Raw genomic sequence first — 24,133 nt, forward strand, 5'->3', positions numbered from 1 at the left:
CTCAGTACCGGCGCCACGGCGAAGTGGTCGCCTTGTAGGTGGACTTGTAGGATATGTGCCTGATATAGACCTGCCGCATGAGCGGGTCCGATTTCGCCATCATCCTGAGCGCCCCGACGATGACGATCCAAACGGCGATGCCGAAGAGCGCCGAATAGACCGTGAGGACAACGAAGATCAGGATCACCGCTGCAAGACCGGTGATCAGCACCAGCTCCCGGTCGGCGCCCATCAGCAGGTTTGGGCGCGACAGCGCGCGATGGATGCGGTTGCGCCGCAGGCCGGACAGGGACTCAGCCATGATCGCCCTCCCCTCCTCCGTTCGAACCAATTGACGTGATCTGCTCGTCCGTCAGCCCGATCGAAGCGCCGGTCGCACCGAACAGGCCCACGATGTTGGTGGCGCCGAGCAGGATGCCGGCGACGAGAACGACGTACACAAGTCGCCGCGCGAAATCGTTGAGCTCGCCGCCGAAGATGAGCATGCCGCCGGCAATGGCCACGGCTGCCAGCGCGATTGCACCCGCGACCGGGCCTGTGATCGACTCCTGGATCTGTTGCAGCGGTCCTTCCCACGGAAGGCTGCCGCCGGAGCTGGCAAGCGCCGGCGCGACCGAGGCAAGTACGATTGGCGCGGCCCAGAGCGCGGCGGCGATGAGGGTATGCTTACGCGACATGGCGTGCCTCCTGTTCTTCGGTGAACTGATCGGATTCGATCTCGTACCGTCCGTTGATGAACCGCTCGATTTGGATGATGTCGCGAACAAGCCGGCCGCGGGGCGTCCGCTCGATCGAGATGACCAAGTCGACGGCCTCTCCGATCACCTCGTGCATCGGCTGCTGGCTTGCCTCCGCCGTGAGTTGTTCAAGACGGCGCAGCGCTGACATGGCAGTGTTTGAGTGAATCGTCGCCACACCGCCAGGGTGGCCAGTGTTCCAGGCCTTGAGCAGTGTCAGGGCTGCGCCGTCGCGGACTTCGCCGACCACGATCCGGTCGGGGCGCAAGCGCATGGTGCTCTTCAAGAGCCGCGCCATGTCGATCGAATCGCTGGTATGGAGGAGAACGGCGTTTTCGGCCGCGCATTGGATTTCCGCGGTATCCTCAAGAATGACGAGACGATCCTCCGGCGCAGATTTGACGATCTCGTCGATCACCGAATTCGCAAGCGTCGTCTTGCCCGAGCCCGTTCCCCCGGAAATGACGATGTTGAGCCTTGCCGAAATCGCGCTGCGAATCGTCGACGCCTGGTATTCGGTCATGACGCCGGTGCGGACATAATCTTCGAGCGGAAAGAGGCGTGACGCGCGACGCCGAATGGTAAAGGCAGGCTTGGCGACGATTGGGGGCAACAGACCCTCAAAGCGGTGGCCACCAATTGGCAGCTCGCCGGAGATGATTGGCTGTTCCGTGTCGACCTCTGACTGAAGCGCGTGCGCCACTGTGCCAATGACCATCTCCGCGGCAGCGGATGACATCTCGCCAGCGGGCGCAACGCCGTGACCGAGGCGTTCGATGAACAGCTTTCCGTCCGGATTGAGCATGATCTCGACGACAGTCGCGTCGTCCAGGGCAACACAAAGCTGATCGCCGAGCGCCTCCTGAAGTTTGCGGACAAGCCGGGGATGAGAGCGAAGCTGGTTCACGGATTTCTCCTTACGCTGCCTGGCTGAGAGGGCTGAGTTCAGAACGATAATTGGAAGGACGGAGCCTGAGGAACGTCTCCGTATTGGCGGGCAGTGTGCCCGCCACGGCCATCGTCACGCCGATCTTCTTCGGCTTGCCCAAACGATGCAGCGGCCATCCGACGCGGCCAAGGATGCGCTCGAATCGAAGATCGGTCACCGTGACAATCTCGGTGTAGCCATTCGCGAAGCACCATTCGATGATGCCGGCGAACATGGTCAGCGTGGCTTCATGGATGGAACCGTCGCCCCTCCCCTCAGCAAGGGCCGTGTCGACGCAGAAGCGAGAACTCTCGATCATCGCGGCATGGCCGTTAAGTTGACCGTCGGGGAGAAGCGACGGGAAAACGTTCGCCACCATTGTCGGACCAAGCGTAGGAAGGAGCCTCGCGCACCCCGCCAGTTGGCCGGTCTCGGCGATCGCAAGAACATAGGTCGGCCGAAGCGCGTCGAATCCATCCGACTCGCACCCCGCCGTTACGTCGACTTCCCAACCCAGGCGATCGGAGAAGACCCGCGCACGAAGCTGGTAGTGGATGTGAAGGAGGTGCGCCTCCTGGAGTGTCCGGGGCATTGAGAGCGCGAGAACCTGCATGATTTTCTCTGTCGTTGTTGGTCGGCGGGAAATCAACACAGATTTTGACAAGCCGACAGTTGTATAATCCTACAAGTCGCACTCGCGACGGTCGGTCAGGACAAGCGACAAGGAGCGATCGGGCGCGGCCTTATGCAAAAAGCGGCGAGTTGTAGGATTCACAGTAAAACAGAGCATGAACGCGGCGGGCCACACCGCTTGCTAAACACATGAAAACGCAAGAAAAAGAATTTATGAGCGTGCAAGCCGACGATTGTGCGTTAACCCTTTGTTAACCTTAAATCTCTTGCGGCTCGACGAGAATCGGGAGATAGTTGCGAAAATTATGGCGATGGGGCCATTTTTTCGAAAGTTTAGCCTCCCAGGAAATAGTTTGCAAAATGAGCCATCAGCAGCCCAACCGGTTTGATATCGAGATAGCCCAGCAAGGGGCGAAGATCTCAAATGCGTTGCATATGCTGCGCAGTCAACAATACCCGCCAGATGCTCGCAAGGGATTGCGCAAGTTCCAACTTGGGGAGGTCGCTGACTTCATCGGGGTCACCCAAAGCCATCTTCGACAAATTCATTCGGAAGGTAAAGGCCCCGAGATAGAATCGGTCAGTGGACGGCGCTACTACACAGCTGACCAGATGTTGGAGCTTCGCGATTATCTTGAGGCCAATAAAAAATCTGACAAGAGATACTACGTTCCCCGTCGTCGTGAAGGTGAGCCGATGCAGGTCGTATCGGTCGTGAATTTCAAGGGTGGAAGCGGAAAGACTACGACCGCTGCGCACCTTGCACAATATCTTGCGCTCACCGGCCACCGCGTACTTGCGGTCGATCTCGATCCACAGGCATCGCTAACGTCCCTTTTTGGAATCCAGCCTGAACTTGACGATACCGCATCTCTGTACGAGGCGCTTCGTTTCGATGATGAGCAGAAATTTATCTCCGAAGTCATCCAGCCAACCAACATTCCTGGCCTAGATGTCGTTCCTGCAAATCTGGTCTTGCAGGAATACGAATATGATGTGCCGCTCGCAATCTCCTCAAGAAAGGGAGAGGACGGTCGGTTGTTCTACATGCGCATCTTCAATGCGCTAAAGCAGGTAGACGACCGATATGACGTGGTTGTCATCGACTGCCCGCCACAGCTGGGATACCTGACAATCACGGCGCTTATGGCCTCGACAGGCATTCTGATCACTATCCATCCCCAGATGCTAGATATCATGTCGATGAGCCAGTTCCTGATGATGTTGGGCGGCATAATGGGTCCGGTCGCAGAGGCCGGCGCCGAGATGCGGGTCGAGTGGTTCCGCTATCTCGTCACACGTTTCGAGCCGACGGACATCCCGCAAGCACAGATGGTCGGGTTCATGCAATCAATGTTCGCCCAGCAAATGTTGCGAAATCACGTTCTAAAATCCACGGCCATTTCTGATGCTTCTATAAAAAAACAAACTCTGTACGAGGTAGAGCGAGGCGATTTCGTCCGGTCTACCTATGACCGCGCAATGGAAAGCTTGAACGCAGCAAACGGCGAAATCATGGAACTAATCCACGGCGCATGGGGGCGGAAATGACGCACTTGTCAGCCGTTTTTTTGCAGAGTTTTGTAAGACATTTCAAACCTTTGTCGACGTTGAAAGCGAGTTTGGAGGCCGGCTATGGCACGTGAAAATCCATTTGCAAAACTGGACATGGCTTCAATCGCGTCTAACCAGACACCGACAAAGCCTGGCTACGGTATGACGGGTGCAGCGAAAACGGTCGTCCGGTCGATCGAGGACTTGGCCGAGAATACCAAGAAGCTTATGGAGGGCGAGGTGATCGTGGACCTGGATCCACGGGTGATTGACGTTTCCTTTGTCGCCGATCGTCTTTCAGACGATGGCGAGGAGTACCAGGAGCTCAAGCAGGCCATTAGCGAGTCCGGCCAGTCGACGCCCATTCTGGTTCGACCCAGTTCGTCAGATAGTCAGCGCTTTATGGTTGTCTTCGGTCACCGGCGTTTAAGAGTCGCGAAAGAGCTCGGAATTCCGGTCAAGACAGTTGTCAAAAAACTGGACGACATCACGTCCGCAATCACCCAGGGCCAAGAAAATTCCGCTCGATCAAACCTGTCGTTCATCGAGCGTGCGTATTTTGCACAGAACCTGCTCGCGTCCGGAATGACTAAGGATGTGGTTCGATCGTCACTCGCGATCGATGACGCGATGCTCTCAAAGATGCTCGGTGTCGTGGAGACGGTCCCAGCGTCGATCCTCAAGGTGCTCGGAGCGTCCAAGAAGATTGGGCGTGACAGGTGGTTGAGCCTCCGTCAATTGCTTCTCGCCCCCGCCCTCTTGAAAGTTGCCATCGAGCGTGCGGCAGCCGTGGAGTTCATTGCGCTGGCTGAGGACAAAAGGTTCGATGAACTTCATGACTACCTGAAGCGGTACAAGGTCAAATCGGCTGCAAAGAAGCCTCAGGCTAGCGCGTCCGGGAAGGATTGGACGTCGAGCGACGCTTCACTGAACTTTGTAATGAACGCCAAATCGAAGAAGGTTGCGATCGAGCTTTCGAATGTCGAAGCGAAGCCTTTCAGCGAGTGGCTTTCAGTACACATGGATCGTTTGTACGACGAGTACAGAGGGTCGAAGCAGGAAAACAACGGAGACTGAGCCGCAAAAGAAAAAGGCCCCCAACCGGTAAACCGTGGAAGCCTCTCTCGTCATCTCTAGCAGGATCGAGAATCGCATTTCCCGGAATCACAGTCAAGAGTCTTGGCGCCGATTTGGTGAGCGGATTTCTTTTGCCTAACCGAAGGTGAGAGAAAAATGCAGACGGGACATGTAACGACGCCCTTTGGGCGGCGGGCGGTGTCGCTTGCCTTGGTCAAAGGCCAGATGGCGATCGCGGGTTCAAAGCCCGATGCACGTATTGAAAAGTGGAAAGTGTTTCGAGACGTTTGCGAGGCGCGCGAACGCTTCGGCCTTCAGGACAGAGCACTGGCCGTTCTCGATGCGCTTTTGACGTTTTATCCCAATGGAGAGCTCGAAGCTGAACATGGACTTGTCGTGTTTCCTTCCAACGCGCAGCTATCCGTACGAGCTCACGGGATTACGGAATCGACACTCCGCCGGCAACTCGGGGCGCTTGTCGATGCCGGGCTTATCCATCGCCGCGATAGTCCGAACGGCAAGCGTTACGCACATCGCAATCGCGCGGGTGAAATCGAGCAGGCATACGGTTTTGATCTGACCCCGCTCTTGGTTCGCGCCAGGGAGCTAGCAATCTTGGCACAGGACGTCGCCGCAGAACGCATGCGCTTTCGGAGAGCAAAAGAAGCTCTCACGATATGCCGACGCGATGTCCGCAAGCTGATCTCGGCTGCGGTCGAGGAGGGTGCGGCGGGTAACTGGGGTAAGGTGGAAACGGCATATATTGATATCCTCGCGCGACTTCCTCGCTATCCAGACAGAGTACAGGTCGAATCGACACTCGATGAGATGGGGCTTCTGCGCGAAGAGGTGCTCAACATTCTGGAAACTCAGCTAAATGCTGAAGATTTGCTTGGCAATGCCATTCAGAATGACCGCCACATACAGAATTCAAAACCCGAATCCATCAATGAACTTGAACCTAGCTCTGGAAAAGAGCAGGGCGAAAGCTCGACGGAAAGAGCTCAGACCGAGATTGAGACGGAAGGACGTCCAAAGGCGAAGCCTGAGCCGATCAGGGCCTTTCCGCTCGGCATGGTTCTTCGTGCCTGCCCGCAGATTGCCGATTATGGTCCCGGCGGGCGCATAGAACACTGGCGTGAGCTCATGAAAGCCGCCGTCGTGGTGCGTTCCATGCTGGGTGTCAGTCCGTCAGCCTACGAGGAGGCCTGCAACGCGATGGGGCCGGAAAATGCTGCGGTGGCAATGGCGTGCATTCTCGAACGATCGAGTTTGATAACTTCTGCTGGTGGTTATCTTCGGGATCTCACCAAGCGCTCTCAGCGCGGGGAGTTTTCACTCGGCCCGATGCTGACTGCGCTTTTGAAGGCGAATAGTGAGAGCACTCGGCGGGTAGGGTAATAGCCGGGGGCTCGAACCAACTTGTCAGCCGTTTTTTTCTATTGTTTCCTCATGCAAAACAAGCTGTTATCGGAGTTGATATGCGGATAATTGGACGTGCTTTGCCAAAGTCTTTACTGGCTGAGTGGGCCCTTGCGGTGCCAGATCAGGAAGAGATCGACCTGCATCCAGCCGATGTTGAAGCATGTGCATATGTTTGCGAATGGCGAGCGAATCGGGTTCACCATTCGCTATTTCGCAAATAAGTTGTCCGACATGACCCCCACACATATTAAATGGCTGCACAAAACTGACGAAGTCATCAAAACCGCTGACGACGCAGTAGTTGAGATCTGGGAGCTTAACCACGAGGAGGACGTCGACGTTCTATCCGCGTGGGCAAAGCACTTCCGACAGCACTATTGCCTTGACGAAGAGCTTGCAGATCTTGTTTCTGGAACAGGAAAGTCGAATGCCGAATTCCTGACCGAGATCAAATTTCCAAGCGCCAAGGTCGGGTCGGGACCCGCTACGCGGTCCGGCGATTTCGGCGAGATTCTCGTTGCCGACTATATCGAGTTCATTCTCGGCTACTGGTGCCCTCGTGAGCATCGTTACGAAAACCGCATCAACGCAAACGTTTCTGATAATGGCACGGATGTGGTGGGCTTCCGCTTCGTTGCTGAAAAACCCAATCCGAAGGACGAGCTTTTCGTCGTCGAGTCCAAGTCCGGCTTGCGGCCCACCAAGGAAAACCGGCTTCAGAGAGCTGTCAACGACTCTGCAAAGGATCGCTTACGCGAGGCAATGACGCTCAGCGCGCTCAAGAAGCGGCTGCTCCGGAAAAACAGAGAATCCGCTCTAAGAGTGGAGAGGTTTCAAAATGAGGCCGATCGGCCTTTTACACGATGGAGCGGAGCGGTTGCTGTCCTAGACGTGGAAACGGCAGCGACCATGGAACTGGATAAGACCGATGTCTCAGACCACCCGAACAAGGAAAACCTGAAACTGGTTGTGATCAAAGGCATTTCCATGATGGACCTCGTACACGCACTTTACGAGAGGGCAGCAAATGAAGCCTGAGGCAACCGCACGACAAGTTCTCTCGACCGTTCGGGCAACGGCAAAGATGCACGAATTCCGGGTCGCGGCGGAGGACTTTATCGAATTACGCCGTGATCCAGCTTCACTCTATTCTCTGGCAGTGGGAATTCTCGGAGATGCTGCCGGTGCCATCGCAGACCATTTTGTCGATTCAAGTATCAGCCCACATCCGCCTACCTGGGCGGAGGATACATCGAGCAACGAAAACGTTCGTTTTGCCGCAACGTTTTTTGATTCCTATCTCGAAGCCCAGTTGGATGGCAGCATCTCGATAGAATTTTCGCTTCTGTGTGCTGCGGCTTATTATCTGTCTGACGCTATTGGAAATGCCGTCGTAGTGGTGAAGCGTTCTGACGAGCCTCCTGCCGACATCGGAGGCGGGCTGGCACTTCTCGCAAGTCGGATATTGCAGAACCGTCTTGAGCCAATCGACACTGCGATGTTTCATGCCGCATTTGCAAACCGCCTTCTTGAATTGATCCGTGCACATTACGCTCTTCAAGAGGAGGATGAGAGTGCGATTGCACATCTCTGCCAGATGCTACGCGATACCGTTTACGAGATCGGGACCGACCGTGAGCTGCTCTACGCCGATATCGTAACCGCAATCTGCGCCGGCAAGATCCGAAACTCGTCTCGCAATACGCTTCCGCCTGCCTCAGGATTGTCTTTAGAGGCGTGGTCATCGGCTCTCCTGAAACCGGGTTTTCCGATGGAACTATGGCCGGCGCAACGACGGATCTGTGACGCCGATTTGTTGAACGGGCGGTCCGCCGTCATCCAGATGCCGACAAGTGCCGGGAAGACGCGAGCGACGGAACTTATTATCAGAGCGGGGTTCCTGTCCGAAAGGACTTCACTCGCGATCATAGTTGCGCCCTTTAAGTCTCTTTGCCACGATATTCGCTCAGATCTCGTCCGAGCCTTCCATGGTGACCCCATTCTCATGGACGAAGTTTCCGACTCCTATCTCATGGACTTCGGAATCGAGCAGCTGTTGGCCCAAAACAGCGTGCTGGTTATCACGCCAGAGAAACTCCTCTACATGCTGCGACGCGCCCCGGAGTTGGCCGAGCGGATTGGTCTGATTATCTATGACGAGGGACATCAGTTCGAGGGCTTCACACGCGGGCCGACTTATGAGCTCCTTCTGTCGTCTCTACGAATGATGTTGAAACCGGAAGCGCAAACAGTTCTGATTTCTGCAGTCATCGGAAATGCCGACCAGATCGCGGCTTGGCTGATCGGCGATGCTTCGGCGATCGTAGGAGGGAAGGGCCTCCTGCCTACGGCGAAAAGTATCGCTTTCGCAAGCTGGCAGAAGGAGCGAGGCTGGCTTCAGTATGTCAATCCGTTGGATCCTGATGAGGACGAGTATTTCGTTCCCCGGATCATCCAAGAACTTCCGCTCGAAAAGAAGAGCAAACGAGAGCGTGATCGGGTGTTTCCTGACCGTGATCACCCATCAGAGATCTCGGAGAGCGTTGACATCGGTCTCTACCTCGCACTTCATCTCGGCATAAACGGTAGTGTCGCGTTGTTTTGCGGCCAGAAGTCGAGCGTATCGAAAATCTCCCACCGAGTGGTGGACCTATTCAGCCGAAAGGTCGAGCTGGAGAAACCAAGCAGCTGGTCTGACGAAACGGAACTGAATCGCCTCGCAGACCTCATCGCGATGAACCTTGGGGATGAGGTCGATGCGGTCGGCGCTAGTCGTCTGGGTATTCTTTCCCATCATGCAAGCACGCCGCATGGGGTCCGCCTGTGCGTCGAACATGCGATGAAGGCGGGCCACGCTCGGATCGTGGCTTGCACGTCGACGTTGGCTCAGGGCGTCAATTTTCCGATCAAGTATCTGGTCGTAACCGCCACGCAGCAGGGCAAGGAAAAAATCAAAGTCCGGGATTTTCATAACCTGATGGGCCGCGCCGGGCGCGCCGGAATGCACACCGAGAGCAGCGTGATATTTTCTGCTCCCCCAATCTATGATGAGAGGAAGGACAGGTACAAAAACTGGCGTTGGGACGCAGCCAAAAAGCTGCTTGACCTGGATGGTGCAGAACCAAGCCAAAGCAGCATTCTGCAAATCTTCGAGGACTATAAGCAAACGGTCGGCACGCCAATCGTGCTTGCCGTCGATCTTGTCGATGACAACCTGGCGTTTGCCGACGACGTGGCGATCGACACGATCGTTCAGGGAGCCCTAAAGCAGTTCCCGAACGTGAGCGCGTCCGAATTCGGAGACTATCTGCAGGGGAGGGCGCGGGCGATTCAGAGTATCGCAATGTACCTTGCGCAGCACATCGATTTCGAAGCGGAGGATGCTGTCGCTGCCGCCGAGCGGTTGGCCGCGAACACTCTCGGTTACCATCTCGCTGACGATTCTATCCGCCCTCGGGTCGTTGCGCTGTTTCAAGCAACCTTGAAATCGATTCAAGACAACACCGACGCGGCATATCGCTTACTTATTAAGAAATCGCCTCTGCCGCCCGCTGCGCTTCGCAAGCTCAGCGCCTGGATCGCAGAAAGCACTGACCAGCTAGCGGAAGCAGTCAAAGACGGGAACCTTCTTTCGCTGGTGATCGAGCAGGCGATCCCGCTCGCTTCAGCAAAGTCTCTCGCGTCCTTAAGTGACGGGGCGATTATTCCCACCATCCTGGCAGCATGGACGGAAGGAAAATCCTTCGGTGAAATCCGGCAGATTCTTGTGAAGGACGATATCCGCGTGAGCGGTGACCATGCGACGGCCGACCATGTTGTCACGATATGCGAAGATGGCTTTGGCTATCATCTGGCAATGATTTTGGCGTCAATCGTGGACTTGCTCGAAACGATTGAGCCGAGCCTCGTCGATGCTGTCACCCTGCTTCAGAGGCAAGTTAAAAACGGCCTGCAGACAGAAGCTGCTCTTGCGTTCTATGAGGCGGGATTTGCGGACCGCGTGATCTCGCAATTGCTGGCCGAGGCGTTTCCGCATGTTAGTGATCGCTATGGTGCAAAGGCTGCCTGCCGAGACAACATCGGTGAAGTTGCCGCGTTTCTTGATGCCTATCCGGAGTATTTTCGCGAGGTAGCGCAAGAGCTGGCAAATCTATAATCCGCTGGCGAGGCGATGAAGTTTGAGTCCTGCTCTTTCGCCATGGGCGAGGAGGGCGGCCTATTAAAGGCCAGATGCTTCAGTAGGTTGACGCAGGAACGATCTCGCCGCCGTTGATAGTGCTGGGATTGCTTGCCTTAAAGCAAGCGCGCCGCGCGCCCGCTTCGCCGCGTCGCAGTGTTGTAATAGCTCGATGCCTGTTGAACCGAGCGATGGCGTGACTGCTCCATCGCTTCGGGGAGCGGAATGCCACGATTGGCAGCTTCCGTCAGATATCCTGATCGCAGCCCGTGCGCCGAAAACTCTCCGACCTCGAGCCCGGCCATTGCCACCCGCTGTTTGATAATGGCATTGACCGACTGCGGATCAATCGCCCGCTTCGAAACAGTCCCCCATCGCCCGATCGCCCGAAACACGCTGCCGCTGTCGATCCTGGCGGCCGTCATCCAGGCGTTCAGTGCCTCGACCGGTCGGCCGGTCAGATAGACGACGTCGTCCCCCTCGCCACTCGTGGTCTTGGTGCGGCCGAGATGGATGGACAGCGAGGGGAGGGGAGGCCCGCCCGGCACCTCGACCGGTGCCTCGACAGTCAGATGCTCGCGCCGCAAGCCGGCGATCTCACTACGCCTTCGGCCGCCCGAGGCAAAGGCGACCATCAGGATCGCCCGGTCGCGAATGTCGCGCAGGCTATCGTCGCCGCAGCTTGCCAGCAGTTTCGCCAGCACGTCACCGGTGACCGCCTTGGCGCTCTTGCGGCGCCGCGTTCGTGGGACGGCGCGCACGGCAAGCCGAATGGCGGACTTCAGTGCAGGGGAGGTGAAAGCGCCGTCAAAACCACGCCATTTCGTCAGCGTCGACCAGTTCGCCAGCCTCCGGCGCACCGTTGATGGCGCGTGCGGGCCAAGGGATTTGAGAAAACCCTGGCTCCGGAGGCTTTCGTCGACATTGACAGGCATGCCGTGATCGGGATCGGTCTCGCGGCGCTGCGGGTCCCACAGATGATGCGCGACGAATTTCAGCAGCAACGCTTCGGGCGCCGGCCAGGGCAGTGATCGGCCCGTGGCCGCAAGACCCCAGGCTTCGAGATAGGTCAGATCCGAAGTCAGGGCGCGCAGTGTGTTGTCGCCCATGCCCTGGTTGACGAGATGACGCAGCGTTTCGACGTCGTGATCGGTGAGCAGCTCGGCGAGCTCGTCGCGGCGCTCGATCGGCAACACGGCGGCGATGGTGTCGAGTTCTTCGGCACGTCGCTCGACGGCGGTCAGTGATTTTTTGGCTTTGGCCACAGGCGCTCCAAAAGGACGGTTTCAACGGCGCTGAGGCCGTGCTTCGCATCGATTCTTGCAGATTTGCGGGTCGAAATCAATCTATCATCGATAACCTATACTTATCGATGGTTATAACCTCAACCCCCAAGCATACCATGTGAGGAACCGCAATTTTTGTATAGAGTTCCTTTAGCAAATCATTTACCATGATTTCAATGACTTACGATCTCACGAAAATCAGCATGACGACCTTTATGCGGCCGGCCTTCGACGCCGGTATTGCTCTGACGCGTTTGGACGAGCGCATCGCCCGCTCGCCGGTCGGGCAGGGTTTTATCGAGCGCAGCCAGTTCACTGACGCCTGCGCCTCGCTGTGGATCGACGGCGAACTCGTCCATCTCGAAGACCTCGTCCTCCACGACGCCACAAAAGATGTTCGCACACCCACCCATGAACTGACAATCGCCCGCGACGTGCTGCGAACCCGTCGGCGGATCGCCGGCCAATTCCCGGATTGGGCCCTCTCTGCAGACGGCATCCGCTCGCTGCGGAAAACCTCGGAAATCGGGTCGGGCGGCGGGGACGCGGCGACGACGGCGGGAGTTGTTCGGCCGGCGGTGGCGATCGACGCGGAAGGGGAGAGGGAATATGTCGATGACATCGAAAATCTTCCCGGCATCGACTACGCCGCCATCGATGCCGTGCTCGCCCGATCGGAAGCGGCGATCGCAAACGCGACAAGTCCCGGCCGCGGCGGCGGGGCCGAAAAAGATCCGATGATCTATGATCTCGATTGGGACGAGGATTCAAGACTCGACGAATGGCGCGGCGTGCTGCGGCAGGCAGAAAATCTGCCGGCGGTGCTGCAGGCGATCGTTGCCCTCGATGCCTGGAACGAGCTCTCCGTCCTTCAGCATGCGCCCTGGCTCGGCCGGCTGTTTTGCGCCTCCATCCTGCGCCAGGCCGGCGTCACCACCGGTGCCCATCTCGCCGCCATTAATTTCGGCCTGAAGACCATTCCCGTCGATCGGCGCCGGCATCGTGATCGGGAGACCCGGTTGCTCGCCACTGCTCACGGCCTGATCGCGGCGGCCGAGCTCGGTCTGAAAGAGCATGACCGGATGGCGTTGGTGCGCACCATGTTTGAGCGAAAGCTGGGCGGACGCCGGACGTCTTCAAAGCTGCCGGAGCTGGTCGAGCTGGTGATGGCGAAACCATTGGTGTCGGCCGGGATGGTGGCGATGGCGCTCGATGTGACGCCGCAGGCTGCGCGGCGGATTGTTTTAGAGCTCGGCCTCAGGGAGATGACGGGAAGGAGGAGGTTCCGGGCATGGGGGATATTGTAGATTAACGTCTCCGAACAAGGTTGTACTTCCTGATGCTGTAATAACCAATTGATTGTGCCGCCCTCGAATGTAAGGATGGCTACATTAAATCGTGGGGGATTTCATAATTGGCAATGAGCGCAGTTCAGGTCTGGAACCCTGACGACTGGGAATTATTCTCTCTTAATCTCCTTCAGCATCGGCATGGCGCTTTGAATGTGCACAAGATTCCTGCCGCACATCAGGGCGACTTTGGGATTGATTTCTACTGCACAAAAGAGGCCGTTGCATATCAGTGCTACGCGGTGGAAGAGCCAATAGATATCTCAACCCGAGCTGATAGGCAAAAGACCAAAATCACACGCGATCTGGCAAAGATCGTTGCCAACGAGATAGAGATAAAAAAGCTATTTAACGACGTTAGGATCAAACACTGGATTCTTCTTTCGCCCCTGCATGACAGCAAAGAAGTCAACCTGCATTGCTCAAAAAAGACCAAGGATATGCGCGATAAGCAATGTGGCGTGTTAGATGACGCGTTCGAAGTTGCTATACATGATTTGACGCTCTTTCCAGCTGCGGTCATAGCCAACGGCCTCACCTCGATATCGAGTGTGAAGCTTTCCGTTCCTGCCCCATCAACGGAGGAGGTGGAGGCTTGGACCGCAGGTTCGTCCAATTTGCTGGCTAACGCTCATCATAAACTTCTAAAGCGCACGTCCCCCGAGAATATCGGCGACGCCGTTGCAGATGCAACGTCGGCATTCCTGCAGGGAAATGCTTTGCTTGACGCACTGCGCAGCGGGTCACCAGACCTTCATGAGAAAGTCACCATTGCCATCAAAAGCCGAGCTCGACGAATTCAGTTCGCTGGTCCGCAAGGCGGACAAAGTGCGAACGGCATTTTGCACGCAGAACTGGACTCGTTGATCTCCGCCGTCCAATCGGCGGCGCCGAACCTTTCAAATGAAAACGCCGAGCAGATCGCTTACGGTGCAATCTCCGAGTGGATCATGCGTTGCCCATTGGATTTCCCGGATGTCTAACGGATCCGCCTTCCGAAATGCAGTTCTTAGCGGCACATTTACGTACACGCCGAGACCAGACCCCGTGCCCGCTGATTTGAGAATGTCGTGGGGACTTGCGGTCCTCTTGCTTGCGCTCCTCTACAGCAAGGGCAAGAAATCGAACTTTCAAAAGCTTCAGTTCCTCGCCCACTCGGTGCGTCTTCCGGAAGGAAGAGAAGAGGTTAGAGGTTTGCTTGCAGGGCAATATCGACCCTCTGAGGTATCGGTTCGAGTCGAACCGTCTCTCAATCGAGCCGTGTCCTTGGCCTATGGGCTCAAGCTGGTGAAGATTGAACGTGGAGTTTCCGTGACGTTGACAGATAGCGGGAAGACCACAGCGGAGGCAATCGCAAAGGCCGGCGATCTGCTTGAAGAAGAACTCAAGTTTTTACGTGAAGTGGCACCGCGAATGACCGATATTCTCATGAAGCGCGTATGGCGGTTGGAGGACCTGATATGACGATGAGGTTTAGGCACCTCCGCCTGCGAGCCGTGACGTCTGATGGAACGTATGGAGCCGACGTCAAATTTGGCGATGGTCTGACCGTATTATGGGCTGATAATACCAAGGGAAAATCGACCTGCATGCAGGGGATGCTGTACGCGCTTGGCTTAGAAAAGATGTTGAGTCCACGCAGAGAGGTTCCTTTGCCGCACGCAATGACGTCTTACTTGAACCGCGACGACGGTCAGCGTGTCGACGTTGTGGAATCCCGGGTGTCGCTCGAAATTGCAAATGGCCAAGGGCAAGTCATAACAGTGCATAGGGCTGTTAAAGCACCTACCGACAGCAGACTGATAACAGTCGATTTTGGGGCTGCTCTTACGGATGGGTCCAAACCCCTTCGAACCCAAAACTTCTTTGTTCTTGATGGCGGCGCAGCCCAACGCGAAGACGGTTTCCATTTTTTTCTCGAGCAGTTTCTGGGGTGGGAGCTGCCGCAAGTACGTCGCTACGACTCACCGGAGACAAAGCTGTACCTTGAGACCGTCTTCCCACTTTTCTGGGTGGAACAGAAATATGGATGGTCAGCGATCCCGGCTGCAATTCCGACCTATATGCGCATCCGCGAAGTTCACAAGCGGGCGGTTGAGTTCCTTCTCGATCTGGATGTCCATAAACTGGAGATGCAGCGCGAGCGACTATCGGAGCGGATTACGGCGAACGCTAAAGAATGGTCTGCGGTACATGAGGAAATAAATAGGTTCGTGTCCCGCAGCGGGGGACGGGTTGTTGCGCTTATGGAAAAACCTGTAGCGGATGATGGGATTTTGGATCGCGCTCACTTGGAAATTGCTGAAGGCGGCAACTGGATCCCAATATCGACAATAGTGGCACGCTATCGTGCGATAGCAGCGGAGTTAGGTGCCGTATCCGTTCCAGAGGTTAGCGAACAGTCGGCAGAGGTTTCCCGTCGTTTGCACCAGCGGATCGAAGAGGTTGATCGCCTAAACGCCGATAGGATTCGCCTTCACGGAATCAGACAGTTGAAGTCGGCGGACATGCTCTCGTTACAAAGGCGGATCGATACGCTCGCGGACGATCTTGCGAAAAACCTGGATGTGCAGAGGTTACAACGATACGCCGGTGTTTCGGCAATCCTTACACCGGATCGTTGCCCAACCTGTGAGCAGGCGCTGATCGATACTCTGCTTTCCCAAGACGCGCTTTCTGCTGTCATGCCGATTGCCGATAATATCGAGTACATTCGTTCGCAAAAGAAAATGTTCGAGGATATCCTGGCGCGCGAGGCTGCCGACGACGAGAGCAGAGCCGATCAGCTTAATGCGATCAATCGCGAACTTGCCGATCTCTATGCGCAAATTAGATCACTTCGTTCGGAGCTTGTTGCTCCGGGTTCAAATCCATCCGCTGCGGCTATCGAAGATCGTATCCGCGCTGAAGCGAAGGTCCGCGACCTGGAGGCACTTGAAGGGGTTTTCGAAGACGCTATCGATAGATTGACGTCGATTCAAAAGGATTATGCATCGATACTGCTCGAGCAAGCAAAGCTCCCGAAGGACAAGCTTTCCGCAACTGACCGATCCAAGCTCACCCGCCTGACAGCGTTGCTCCAGTCGCAAGCCGGCGAATTTGGATTCAGCACCTTTTCGGCGAGCGAACTGGAGATTTCCGACGACACTTACCGACCCGAGAAAGAAGGCTTCGAGATCGGATTTGAGACGTCGGCAAGCGACGCGATCCGTTTGAAGTGGGCGTATCAATTAAGTCTGCTTGAACTCGCGTCGGGCTTCCGCACCAATCATCCGGAGTTGCTGATTTTCGATGAGCCCCGTCAGCAATCTTCGTCGAAGGTTAGCTTTGAAAGCTTGCTCAGACGAGCATCGAAGGCGCGTGATCGAGGGCAGCAGGTGATATTCTCGACCAGCGAAGATTTGGAAAGCCTTCGCCAAATCACCACCTCGATGGAATGCCATCATGAAATATTCCCCGGCTACATTCTTCAGAAGGTCGGATAGGCACCCTCGTCGCTTGGGAGTATGCGAGGGAACGGAATTCTGCCGGCTGACTGGGCAGCTTCAATCGTCGCATTCGCTCCGACACCAGGTGGGCGCACTTCCCGCTGTTCCTGCGTCCACGTGATCACTGAATGAATTTGTTTGTTTCGAGCAAGAAGCGCAGAGCGGAAGGGGTTAAATCAAAAACCTGCCTTGAAACCAGAGCCCCGTCAGGATGTGCTTGGATGTGTTCACCGGTTTCAACGTCGTAATAATTCAGGGCGACTTCCGCGGGCCAAGAAAAATTCGGGTCAAAGGGGATCTCCGCATATGGATTGAAATACACCTGTAACCCGTCCAGATGGGTCTCATGATGAAATAGTGAATGCTGTATCCGCGTATCGGCGCCGCCTATCTGACCACCACCGTCACGCCGCATCGTCATGAGGTAGTTCAGGGTGCCAAGCTGGAAACGATGTGTCCCGAGTTGCCAAAGCCTCGAACTCGGATCTATCTGATCCTTGTTGGTCACCCTATAGCGGGTTGACTTCACGAGCCTTTCGATCTGACTTTCGACGACGGCCTTTCCAAAAGTCCCAACCGTCGAGAAAAAAACGGCGCTGATTTCCTTGAACGAGTCATTTGTGAAAACTCCCATTTCGACCGGCGCGCCCGAAGCCTTGAGGAGAGACGCTATGCTTCCCTGCTTTCCCTGATCGGGGCCTTCCAGCACCAGCGGTGCCATGCCAAGGGACCATGTTTATGAGTTCGTTGTTTTGGAAGAGCGACATTTTGCTGTCGAAGGGCGCGATTGCAATGACAAAGGGGCGACCACGCACATGGCTCAGCGACGAGTAGGAGTGCTTCTTGCCATTGGTGCCACGATAAAGGCCCAACTTATCCCTGATCTTTCCAATGAGTTTTAGCGCGCCACGCGTTTTAAATTCCTGCGCGCTGAAGGTGTTCTGCTGCTTGGTGGTCGGCGGTTGATCTGAAACGACTGCCTCGACGTTGAATTGGTAGTTCCCGGGTCCTTTGACGAAAAAATCTGGCGCTGACTTCGAAAAATCGACACTACAGCCCAAATCAATCAAAGCCCTATTTAAGTATATCTCCCAGATCGAGGAATTGAAGGTTGATTGAAACTCCTTGATAAACTTATGACGTTCGCCCTTTCGTTCCAACAAGCCAGTTGCCCAGCTTTGGATGACCGGGATAACCTCAGCGTATACTGGGTCAGCGCGAATGAGACGAAAGTGATCGTGGAGTTTCGCTTCCGGGAATAGGGGATCGAACAAGTCCGACATTCATACGCCTTTGTGAGTTTTGTTTGGTGCCGCTTTTCGCTCTCGCTGCGTGCCATCAAAACCTAAGCAGTGATAGGGGTTGGCCCTACTCAGTGCATAGTTCGCAGCGGTTTTTTGAGGTAGCTCATGGTCAGAGCATCCCGATGCGCGCAATAAAAGACGTCGATGATCTCCAAGTCCGAGGTGATCGTCGCCGACGCGCTCGCGGGAGCCGGGATCGAGTACGCCTATGAACTGCCCTTGCTCGGCGGCGACGGAGCCGTCGCTATCCCGACTTCACCATCGAAGATGCTTACACCGGCGATACGTGGTTCTGGGAACATCTGGGAATGCTCGGCGACGCCAAATACGATCAGAAGTGGACCGCGAACCTTGCTTGGTATCGGAGCAAAGGCATCTTTCCAGGTGAGGAAGGCGGCGGTCCGAACGGCACGCTGCTGACGACAACGGAGATCGAAGGCATCGATCGAGCCCAGATCTCGCGCCACATCAAGAAGATAAAGAGCGGCGGCTAACCATCCGCTGCTGGAGGATCAGGACGAGGTGGACCGGCGCGCCTACGCAGCCAGTTGACCATGGCGTTCAAGGAGCCGCATCAGGATGGCGTTCGCGTACTGGCATCGCGTGATTTCTATGAGATGGGTTTGGCGGCTTACCGCGAACGTCGCTGGGAGGACGCGGAATCTGCTTTCAAATCATCGCTGGCGTTGATCCCGGACGACGGACCATCGCTCACTCTACTAACCCGCGTTGAGGGAATGGAAACGGCACACCTTTCTGTGGACTGGGACGGTTCGTGGCGTATCGCAAAATAGCATTGGTGCAACTGGCGTTCGCGATGATGTGGGGCAGAGAATGACGGTAGTCCTTCCGGACGCGTGCCTCCGTCGTGTAATGTTTGTCGTACTTTCTTACCGCCACGAGCAACGTCATACTCGGATCGACAAGCCGGCTAGTGAGGGATTAAATTTCACACGGGCTAAAATGAAGTTCCCGATCGCACTCACTTGTTGCTAATGGTCGTGCACAGCTATCAAATGATCTGCGGCCGCCAAGAGGCACGGTTGCGAGCCTATGCCCACACGTGCCAGTATCGCAGTTCGCGAAGAGAAACCGGTCATAACGTCTCTTCTCCAGTTGATCAAGCTCGCAGAAAGGAATTCAGATGGCTCAAGCTCTTCACCCCGCAACTGTCGACCATTTGCCGGGGTTCATCACGGAGCCTGGACAGACCGACTATCTGTTCGTGGGAGTTGTCATCTTCCTGGTCCTCTTAGTCTTGATCATAGGCAATCTTTATTTCCAGCTCCACGCGGTTCCGGAGCGGATGGCACATCGAACAAGCAAGGTGCAGATGGAGATTGTGGCTGTATTGGCACTTATTTCGCTCTTTACGCATAATCATCTTTTCTGGATCGCGGGCCTACTGCTGGCCTTCGTGCACATCCCGGACTTTTCCACTCCGCTGTATTCCATTGCGCAATCATTGGGCAAACTCTCCGGCCGCGACGCTGCAACAAGCGACGACCCGGCGCTGCTTCTCAATGAAGCCCAGAAGCTGGAAGTGGAAAACCCAGTTAGCGGAAATCATGGCGGGGACAACTGACTATGTTCGAACTAATACTTTGCTCCCTTCTGACCGTCTTCCCTGACTACCTCTATCGACGTTATGTTCAGGGAAAACGTATCGGCCATGAAATCAATCTTTACACTATGTGGTATGAATTGCGGTGGGGCATATCGGCATGTCTGATGCTCACCATTTCTCTCATCACGATGATCTTTTATTTTCATCCCTCGACCAAAAGTGTCACAGCTGTGTTCCGTACAGTGACTATCTTGCCTCAAACGGTAGGGCGGGTTGACGAAGTCTTTGTTGGTGTCAACGAAAAGGTTGACGCCGGTGCACCTCTCTTCCGGCTGGACGACGCGGAGCAGAAAGCAGCTGTTGAAACGGCACGCCGAAAGATTGCAGAACTTGAGGCTGAAGCCAAAGTGACCGCGACGGAGCTGGCGACAGCAGACGGACAAATCCAAGAGGCGCAGGGTGCGCTCCAAGTGGCGGTCGATGAGTATGAGCTGAAGGCCCAACTTCTAACACGGGATGCCGTTGCTAAGCGCGAAGTCGATCGTCTTGCCAATACGGTCGAGAGCCGCAAGGGTTCGTTGAGTGCCGCCGTCGCCAAAAAAGAGACATTAAGGGTGAAGATCGAGGTCTTGTTGCCATCACAAAAGGCAAGTGCCGAAGCAGCACTCGCGCAGGCACAAGTAGAGTTGGATAAGACATTGGTGCGCGCCGGCATCGCGGGTACTGTACAACAGTTCACGCTCCGGAAGGGGGATGTCGTCAATACCATGATCCGGCCGGCTGGGATCCTCGTGCCGACAGAAGCGGGCCGTGGGACGTTGGTTGCTGGCTTTGGACAGATCGAAGCGCAGGTGATGAAACGTGGTATGATCGCGGAAGCCACTTGCATCGGGAAGCCCTTCACTATTATCCCGCTTGTCGTGACTGACGTGCAGGACGTTATCGCGGCTGGCCAGCTTCGTCCGACCGATCAACTGGTCGACATTCAACAATTGGACCAACCAGGAACTCTGACGGTCTTTCTTCAACCTCTATTTGAAGGAGGGCTGGACGATATCCCGCCGGGCAGCAGCTGTATCGCCAATGCATATACCAACAATCACGAAGCGCTGGCCGACAAGAATATCAGCAGTTCGAAATGGCTGTTCCTGCATGTAGTGGATGCCGTGGGACTTGTGCACGCTATGATCCTACGCATGCAGGCGCTGCTGCTCCCGGTTCAAACTTTGGTCTTTGCGGGCCACTGAGTTCAGATTGCTCCCTGCTGACCTTTGCTTGGCGGGGAGCTTTCACCGAAGTGTTTTAAATCGGCTCCGAGATGCTCCACGCTAATAGTTCCCTGACGAGTGACGTTGAAAAGAATCTCAGGTTCGTGTCTGGATTTTTCATCGATTGGTGACAGTGTCCTTAAGAATGCCGCTCAGTTCGTCGGCTTCGCTCGGCAGGTGTTGCCTGGTCGTCTGATCAACAACCGATTCCGGTAGGGCGATTCCAAGTCCAATAATCCCGCCAACGGACATCCCGATATCTGTCGATTTTCTGAAGATCCTGTCGCCAACGCCTTCATTCCAGTCATCAATAGTCTGGCCTTCTTCCAGTCGTCCGCCAATTAGCCTAACCAGTTCGGGGCTGGTTGCGAACTTCCCGTGATTGAGGCTATCATTGCTCCCATGTTTGGTTAAATCGATAACGGTGATGTCGTGTGCTGCAAGCTGCGTCTTGTAAGGTTCCGCTGTTGGATCGATCGCGCCCAGTCTCGCCGTGCTGCCCCAGAGTCTTCGCGAAAGCGCAAGCGCGCGATCGTCCCGCGAAACTAGCAAAGTGAATTTTGGTCTTGGGCTGCCCATGTCATCGATTTCATTCGCGAATACGTCCACGTCAACATCCGGCGCGGCCAGCATGACGTCCTTAATCTTCAGCGGTAGCTGGTGATCGCGAATCGCCATTTGACGGAGGGTTTCTAACGTCAACCAGTTGCCCATTGAATGGGCAAGGATCGTTATCTCAGCGACGTTTTCATCCTTTGCCAGTAGATTGAGTACCTGCTCCAAACCGTCACGCGAAAAATTGGTGCTTTCACGATCGTAGCCATAGGCGAAAATGCTGCCGCGGGAGGGCCATGTGAACAACACCGGCACGAGCGGTGTGCCAGCGTCGTGGACAAACTGCGCTGAGCGAAATACGGCATCGTCGAAGCGGTTATTGAACCCGTGCACGAACACCAGAACGCGTCGTTTCGGCGTTAGAGCGGTATCGGACCGAACCCATTGCCGAGCGCCCTCGAGATCCAGTCTCTCTGCCTTTACTGTTACGAAATCAGTGGCGGGGTTGCCGGGCGTCTTTTGGGGCCATTCGACATCGCCGCTTTTGTGGGCTTCGCCCGGTGGGATGGAGACCACAACATTAGCAAAGCTCAATGCCCTGCCGCGCTCACCCGAGAACATTTCACCTGAGGCATCTGTCTTACGGGTCGTGGCCACCAACAGGTCGACTTTGGAGGTGCTGGGAATTTTTTCTGATATCGGAAGCAAAACATGTTCGGGTCGTCCTGCACATGCCGCCATTATGGCAAGCAAAGAGCAAGATAAAAGCACTTGACCAAACCTAATCTGCATTATCGATACTCACAGCCGAGTGAAACTGTTAAATGAGAAGTTAATCAACGCAAGAGTTTGATAATAATGCAGAGACATGCTTATCGCTTTGGTGTCATTACCGATCCGAAACGCTTCTTGCATAGGTGTTATAGGTACAAGCCTCGGTTTTGGTTGCCTTGTGGCATTTCCCTTACGATCGCGGGCTAGTTGATCAAGAGCACCAAACCGGCGGCTCCACACACGGCGATGTCTGGATCCTATACTATCAGTAAGCATGGGCGGATGGAAATATCCGTCACGTTTTCGTTCTGGGAAGTGTCGTTCGGGACTGCGCGAAGCTGCTGTTGCGAAAATGGCCGCTCTTAAAACTGATCGGGCGGTTCAAGACTACGTTGACAGCCCCGCTTCGACGAATGGTAGAATGGGGCGCAACGCGAAGCGTTGCGCGGTCAAACTAACCGATACTTTTGATCGCCGACCGGCCGGAGGAATCATGGACACCCCACCAATCATCAGCGACTATGCTGATGCGATCCAAACCTCCTTGGCCCCGGTATTTCTGCTTGCTGGTACCGCCGCGTTTGTGAGTATCTACTGTATCCGCCTCGGGCGGGTCTCCGACCGAGTTAACGAGATCGCGGACAAACAATCATCAGGTGAGAAGTCACGACAACAGCTTATCTACCTGCAGACACGAACACTGGCTCTTGAACTGGCGGTTATCCTTGGCGTTGTAGCGGGAATCTGCACCTGCGCGGCAATTTTGAACCTGCTTTCTGGCGCACTCGCGATCCGTCTTCGGCCTGAAAACTTGTCGTGGTTCTTTGGTGGTGCCATCGTCTCGCTGATGCTTTCGCTAGTCTCGTTCCTATTTGAACTCTTGGCCGCTGGTCGGAGCATGATTCTGCAAATCCGTAGAGACCGTAACGGGCAAAACAGAACGCAGGCATGAAGGTAGGCTCGAGGCGCGGCATCCCTGCGGTCGGCGCCGCGCCCTGATCATCACCGGAATTGCTGACGTCGATCGAGTGAAGGGCCCGCTTCGTGTTATGCAAATGCTGATGCTGCTTGTGCCCTAGTCCTCCGAGGCGAGTTCCTTAAGAGCTGGCTCGGGAAATCTGCACAGCTAGGATAAGTGGAATTTCTGCCTGACTTCGGCTTAGATGCCGGGAACAGGAGAGACCATCACGAGACGACCGCGCCGGAACCACAGCCCGGCTTTCAAGGCAAAGGTGGCGCTCGCCGCCATCCGAGGTGAGCAGACGCTGGTGGAATTGTCCCAGCAGTTTGACGTGCACGCCAACCAGATCAAGCAGTGGAAAGACCAGCTCCTTGAGGGGGCGACAGGCGTTTTCGGTGATGAAGCGAAGGCGGAACCGGCGGGTCCAACCGTCGATGTCAAAACATTGCACGCCAAGATCGGCGAACCGACACTGGAGAACGATTTTTTATCCGGTGCGCTCGGCAAGGCGGGATTGCTGGGCGGAAAGAAATGATCGACCGCACGGCATAAGCTATCCGTCGTGCGCCAGGCGAAGCTACTCGGCTTCAGCCGTGGCAGTGTCTATTATCTGCCTCGTCCAGTGCCAGACGGCGATCTTGCCCTGATGCGCCGTATCGACGAACTGCATCTCGACTACCCTTTTGCCGGAAGTCGGATGTTGCAAGGGCTCTTGAGAGGAGAAGGGCTGGAAGCTGGGCGGCTGCACGTCGCCACGCTGATGAAAAAGATGGGCATCGAGGCGATCTATCGTCGCCCTAACACATCCAAACCAGCGCCAGGTCACAAAATCCATCCCTACCTCCTGCGAAAGCTGACGGTCACCCGGCCCAACCAAGTCTGGGCAATGGACATAACCTACGTTCCGATGGCTCGCGGTTTTGGGTTCTGTCGCAAATTTTTAGCAAGGTCGCAGAACCAGCTGACGCTGGACACACCTACGCAGCGAGTGAAGCGAATTGCTGAAATGGCGATTGGCCACTGGGTGAAAATTGGCCCTTGCGGATCATG

The 24,133-nt window shown here is 55.6% G+C and carries 22 protein-coding genes and 1 pseudogene; 15 read left to right on the top strand and 8 right to left on the bottom strand.

Features of this window, described 5'->3' with window-relative positions; translation table 11 throughout:
* Nucleotide 1: 1 nt before the first annotated feature.
* From HJB84_RS27350 to HJB84_RS27365, 4 genes are read right to left on the bottom strand one after another with little or no spacing between them, the layout of a single operon-like run.
* A complete protein-coding gene (locus tag HJB84_RS27350; protein WP_221117462.1) occupies nucleotides 2-301 on the bottom strand; it encodes a conjugal transfer protein TrbD in 300 nt (99 codons plus the stop codon).
* Nucleotides 294-677 (bottom strand): TrbC/VirB2 family protein, encoded by a 384-nt coding sequence (locus tag HJB84_RS27355; protein ID WP_221117463.1) that lies wholly within the window; start codon nucleotides 675-677, stop codon nucleotides 294-296. Before HJB84_RS27355 ends, HJB84_RS27350 begins: the two co-directional genes overlap by 8 nt.
* The gene (trbB, locus tag HJB84_RS27360; RefSeq protein WP_221117464.1) at nucleotides 667-1,644 is read right to left on the bottom strand and encodes a P-type conjugative transfer ATPase TrbB; all 978 of its coding nucleotides are present in this window, start codon (nucleotides 1,642-1,644) and stop codon (nucleotides 667-669) included. The genes HJB84_RS27355 and trbB overlap by 11 nt, the downstream gene beginning before the upstream one ends.
* A 10-nt stretch (nucleotides 1,645-1,654) precedes the next feature.
* Nucleotides 1,655-2,278, bottom strand: a complete 624-nt coding sequence (locus HJB84_RS27365) for an acyl-homoserine-lactone synthase (RefSeq protein ID WP_221117465.1) — start codon at nucleotides 2,276-2,278, stop codon at nucleotides 1,655-1,657.
* A 380-nt stretch (nucleotides 2,279-2,658) separates the two neighbouring features.
* Here HJB84_RS27365 and repA point away from each other — a divergent pair, with 380 nt between their 5' ends.
* The 5 genes from repA to HJB84_RS27390 all read left to right on the top strand — a co-directional run bounded on the left by repA (nucleotide 2,659) and on the right by HJB84_RS27390 (nucleotide 10,510).
* Nucleotides 2,659-3,849, top strand: a complete 1,191-nt coding sequence (repA, locus tag HJB84_RS27370; protein ID WP_221117466.1) for a plasmid partitioning protein RepA — start codon at nucleotides 2,659-2,661, stop codon at nucleotides 3,847-3,849.
* 84 nt (nucleotides 3,850-3,933) lie between these two features.
* Entirely contained in the window at nucleotides 3,934-4,929 is a 996-nt protein-coding gene (gene repB, locus HJB84_RS27375) for a plasmid partitioning protein RepB (protein ID WP_221117467.1), read from the top strand.
* A gap of 156 nt (nucleotides 4,930-5,085) precedes the next feature.
* Nucleotides 5,086-6,330: a plasmid replication protein RepC gene (gene repC / locus HJB84_RS27380; RefSeq protein ID WP_221117468.1), complete on the top strand. Its 1,245-nt coding sequence runs from the start codon at nucleotides 5,086-5,088 to the stop codon at nucleotides 6,328-6,330.
* A 192-nt stretch (nucleotides 6,331-6,522) separates the two neighbouring features.
* Nucleotides 6,523-7,392 carry a virulence associated protein gene (locus HJB84_RS27385; protein WP_259671189.1) on the top strand — a complete coding sequence of 290 codons (870 nt, stop codon included), beginning with the start codon at nucleotides 6,523-6,525 and terminating at the stop codon, nucleotides 7,390-7,392.
* Nucleotides 7,382-10,510, top strand: coding sequence for a DEAD/DEAH box helicase (locus tag HJB84_RS27390; RefSeq protein WP_221117469.1), 3,129 nt, complete (start codon nucleotides 7,382-7,384; stop codon nucleotides 10,508-10,510). Before HJB84_RS27385 ends, HJB84_RS27390 begins: the two co-directional genes overlap by 11 nt.
* A 137-nt stretch (nucleotides 10,511-10,647) precedes the next feature.
* Here the strand turns inward: HJB84_RS27390 and HJB84_RS27395 are convergent, their stop codons facing one another.
* Nucleotides 10,648-11,796 carry a site-specific integrase gene (locus tag HJB84_RS27395; protein ID WP_221117470.1) on the bottom strand — a complete coding sequence of 383 codons (1,149 nt, stop codon included), beginning with the start codon at nucleotides 11,794-11,796 and terminating at the stop codon, nucleotides 10,648-10,650.
* 188 nt (nucleotides 11,797-11,984) lie between these two features.
* On the opposite strand from HJB84_RS27395, the gene HJB84_RS27400 reads away from it, so the two are divergent.
* The 4 genes from HJB84_RS27400 (at nucleotide 11,985) to HJB84_RS27415 (ending at nucleotide 16,651) form a co-directional block, all read left to right on the top strand.
* A complete protein-coding gene (locus HJB84_RS27400) occupies nucleotides 11,985-13,124 on the top strand; it encodes an RHE_PE00001 family protein (RefSeq protein ID WP_221117471.1) in 1,140 nt (379 codons plus the stop codon).
* A gap of 113 nt (nucleotides 13,125-13,237) precedes the next feature.
* Nucleotides 13,238-14,149, top strand: a complete 912-nt coding sequence (locus HJB84_RS27405) for a hypothetical protein (RefSeq protein ID WP_221117482.1) — start codon at nucleotides 13,238-13,240, stop codon at nucleotides 14,147-14,149.
* Nucleotides 14,150-14,231: 82 nt separating this feature from the next.
* Nucleotides 14,232-14,630, top strand: coding sequence for a hypothetical protein (locus tag HJB84_RS27410; protein ID WP_259671190.1), 399 nt, complete (start codon nucleotides 14,232-14,234; stop codon nucleotides 14,628-14,630).
* The gene (locus HJB84_RS27415) at nucleotides 14,627-16,651 is read left to right on the top strand and encodes a hypothetical protein (protein ID WP_221117472.1); all 2,025 of its coding nucleotides are present in this window, start codon (nucleotides 14,627-14,629) and stop codon (nucleotides 16,649-16,651) included. Before HJB84_RS27410 ends, HJB84_RS27415 begins: the two co-directional genes overlap by 4 nt.
* Before the next feature lie 124 nt (nucleotides 16,652-16,775).
* On the opposite strand, the gene HJB84_RS33760 is transcribed toward HJB84_RS27415, so the two are convergent.
* Both HJB84_RS33760 and HJB84_RS27425 read right to left on the bottom strand, forming a co-directional pair.
* Nucleotides 16,776-17,288, bottom strand: coding sequence for a hypothetical protein (locus HJB84_RS33760; protein WP_259671191.1), 513 nt, complete (start codon nucleotides 17,286-17,288; stop codon nucleotides 16,776-16,778).
* Nucleotides 17,269-17,937 (bottom strand): hypothetical protein, encoded by a 669-nt coding sequence (locus HJB84_RS27425; RefSeq protein WP_221117473.1) that lies wholly within the window; start codon nucleotides 17,935-17,937, stop codon nucleotides 17,269-17,271. The genes HJB84_RS33760 and HJB84_RS27425 overlap by 20 nt, the downstream gene beginning before the upstream one ends.
* Nucleotides 17,938-18,266: 329 nt before the next feature.
* On the opposite strand from HJB84_RS27425, the gene HJB84_RS27430 reads away from it, so the two are divergent.
* From HJB84_RS27430 to HJB84_RS27445, 4 genes are all read left to right on the top strand, one after another.
* Complete coding sequence (locus tag HJB84_RS27430; RefSeq protein ID WP_221117474.1) at nucleotides 18,267-18,452, top strand: hypothetical protein; 186 nt, start codon at nucleotides 18,267-18,269, stop codon at nucleotides 18,450-18,452.
* Between the two features lie 60 nt (nucleotides 18,453-18,512).
* Complete coding sequence (locus tag HJB84_RS27435) at nucleotides 18,513-18,752, top strand: hypothetical protein (RefSeq protein WP_221117475.1); 240 nt, start codon at nucleotides 18,513-18,515, stop codon at nucleotides 18,750-18,752.
* Nucleotides 18,753-19,102: 350 nt separating this feature from the next.
* Nucleotides 19,103-19,543, top strand: a complete 441-nt coding sequence (locus HJB84_RS27440; protein ID WP_207586092.1) for a hypothetical protein — start codon at nucleotides 19,103-19,105, stop codon at nucleotides 19,541-19,543.
* Nucleotides 19,544-19,545: 2 nt separating this feature from the next.
* The gene (locus HJB84_RS27445; protein ID WP_207586093.1) at nucleotides 19,546-20,772 is read left to right on the top strand and encodes an HlyD family secretion protein; all 1,227 of its coding nucleotides are present in this window, start codon (nucleotides 19,546-19,548) and stop codon (nucleotides 20,770-20,772) included.
* 138 nt (nucleotides 20,773-20,910) lie between these two features.
* Here the strand turns inward: HJB84_RS27445 and HJB84_RS27450 are convergent, their stop codons facing one another.
* The gene (locus HJB84_RS27450) at nucleotides 20,911-22,140 is read right to left on the bottom strand and encodes an alpha/beta hydrolase (protein WP_207586094.1); all 1,230 of its coding nucleotides are present in this window, start codon (nucleotides 22,138-22,140) and stop codon (nucleotides 20,911-20,913) included.
* A gap of 475 nt (nucleotides 22,141-22,615) precedes the next feature.
* Here HJB84_RS27450 and HJB84_RS27455 point away from each other — a divergent pair, with 475 nt between their 5' ends.
* Nucleotides 22,616-23,074 carry a DUF2721 domain-containing protein gene (locus HJB84_RS27455; protein ID WP_207586095.1) on the top strand — a complete coding sequence of 153 codons (459 nt, stop codon included), beginning with the start codon at nucleotides 22,616-22,618 and terminating at the stop codon, nucleotides 23,072-23,074.
* Nucleotides 23,075-23,285: 211 nt separating this feature from the next.
* Nucleotides 23,286-24,005 (top strand): annotated as a pseudogene (locus HJB84_RS27460) (IS3 family transposase); the annotation flags it as partial.
* Nucleotides 24,006-24,133: the final 128 nt, after the last annotated feature.

Origin of the sequence: Rhizobium sp. NZLR1b (assembly GCF_019685155.1) — a bacterium.
Classification (GTDB): Bacteria; Pseudomonadota; Alphaproteobacteria; order Rhizobiales; family Rhizobiaceae; genus Rhizobium.

Coding starts and splice junctions, on each gene's coding strand:
- HJB84_RS27350 (WP_221117462.1), bottom strand. CDS start 301: ATGGCTGAGTCCCTGTCCGGCCTGCGGCGCAACCGCATCCATCGCGCG.
- HJB84_RS27355 (WP_221117463.1), bottom strand. CDS start 677: ATGTCGCGTAAGCATACCCTCATCGCCGCCGCGCTCTGGGCCGCGCCA.
- HJB84_RS27365 (WP_221117465.1), bottom strand. CDS start 2,278: ATGCAGGTTCTCGCGCTCTCAATGCCCCGGACACTCCAGGAGGCGCAC.
- repA (WP_221117466.1), top strand. CDS start 2,659: ATGAGCCATCAGCAGCCCAACCGGTTTGATATCGAGATAGCCCAGCAA.
- repB (WP_221117467.1), top strand. CDS start 3,934: ATGGCACGTGAAAATCCATTTGCAAAACTGGACATGGCTTCAATCGCG.
- repC (WP_221117468.1), top strand. CDS start 5,086: ATGCAGACGGGACATGTAACGACGCCCTTTGGGCGGCGGGCGGTGTCG.
- HJB84_RS27385 (WP_259671189.1), top strand. CDS start 6,523: ATGTTTGCGAATGGCGAGCGAATCGGGTTCACCATTCGCTATTTCGCA.
- HJB84_RS27390 (WP_221117469.1), top strand. CDS start 7,382: ATGAAGCCTGAGGCAACCGCACGACAAGTTCTCTCGACCGTTCGGGCA.
- HJB84_RS27400 (WP_221117471.1), top strand. CDS start 11,985: ATGATTTCAATGACTTACGATCTCACGAAAATCAGCATGACGACCTTT.
- HJB84_RS27405 (WP_221117482.1), top strand. CDS start 13,238: ATGAGCGCAGTTCAGGTCTGGAACCCTGACGACTGGGAATTATTCTCT.
- HJB84_RS27410 (WP_259671190.1), top strand. CDS start 14,232: ATGTCGTGGGGACTTGCGGTCCTCTTGCTTGCGCTCCTCTACAGCAAG.
- HJB84_RS27415 (WP_221117472.1), top strand. CDS start 14,627: ATGACGATGAGGTTTAGGCACCTCCGCCTGCGAGCCGTGACGTCTGAT.
- HJB84_RS33760 (WP_259671191.1), bottom strand. CDS start 17,288: ATGGGAGTTTTCACAAATGACTCGTTCAAGGAAATCAGCGCCGTTTTT.
- HJB84_RS27425 (WP_221117473.1), bottom strand. CDS start 17,937: ATGTCGGACTTGTTCGATCCCCTATTCCCGGAAGCGAAACTCCACGAT.
- HJB84_RS27430 (WP_221117474.1), top strand. CDS start 18,267: ATGCTCGGCGACGCCAAATACGATCAGAAGTGGACCGCGAACCTTGCT.
- HJB84_RS27435 (WP_221117475.1), top strand. CDS start 18,513: ATGGCGTTCAAGGAGCCGCATCAGGATGGCGTTCGCGTACTGGCATCG.
- HJB84_RS27440 (WP_207586092.1), top strand. CDS start 19,103: ATGGCTCAAGCTCTTCACCCCGCAACTGTCGACCATTTGCCGGGGTTC.
- HJB84_RS27445 (WP_207586093.1), top strand. CDS start 19,546: ATGTTCGAACTAATACTTTGCTCCCTTCTGACCGTCTTCCCTGACTAC.
- HJB84_RS27450 (WP_207586094.1), bottom strand. CDS start 22,140: ATGCAGATTAGGTTTGGTCAAGTGCTTTTATCTTGCTCTTTGCTTGCC.
- HJB84_RS27455 (WP_207586095.1), top strand. CDS start 22,616: ATGGACACCCCACCAATCATCAGCGACTATGCTGATGCGATCCAAACC.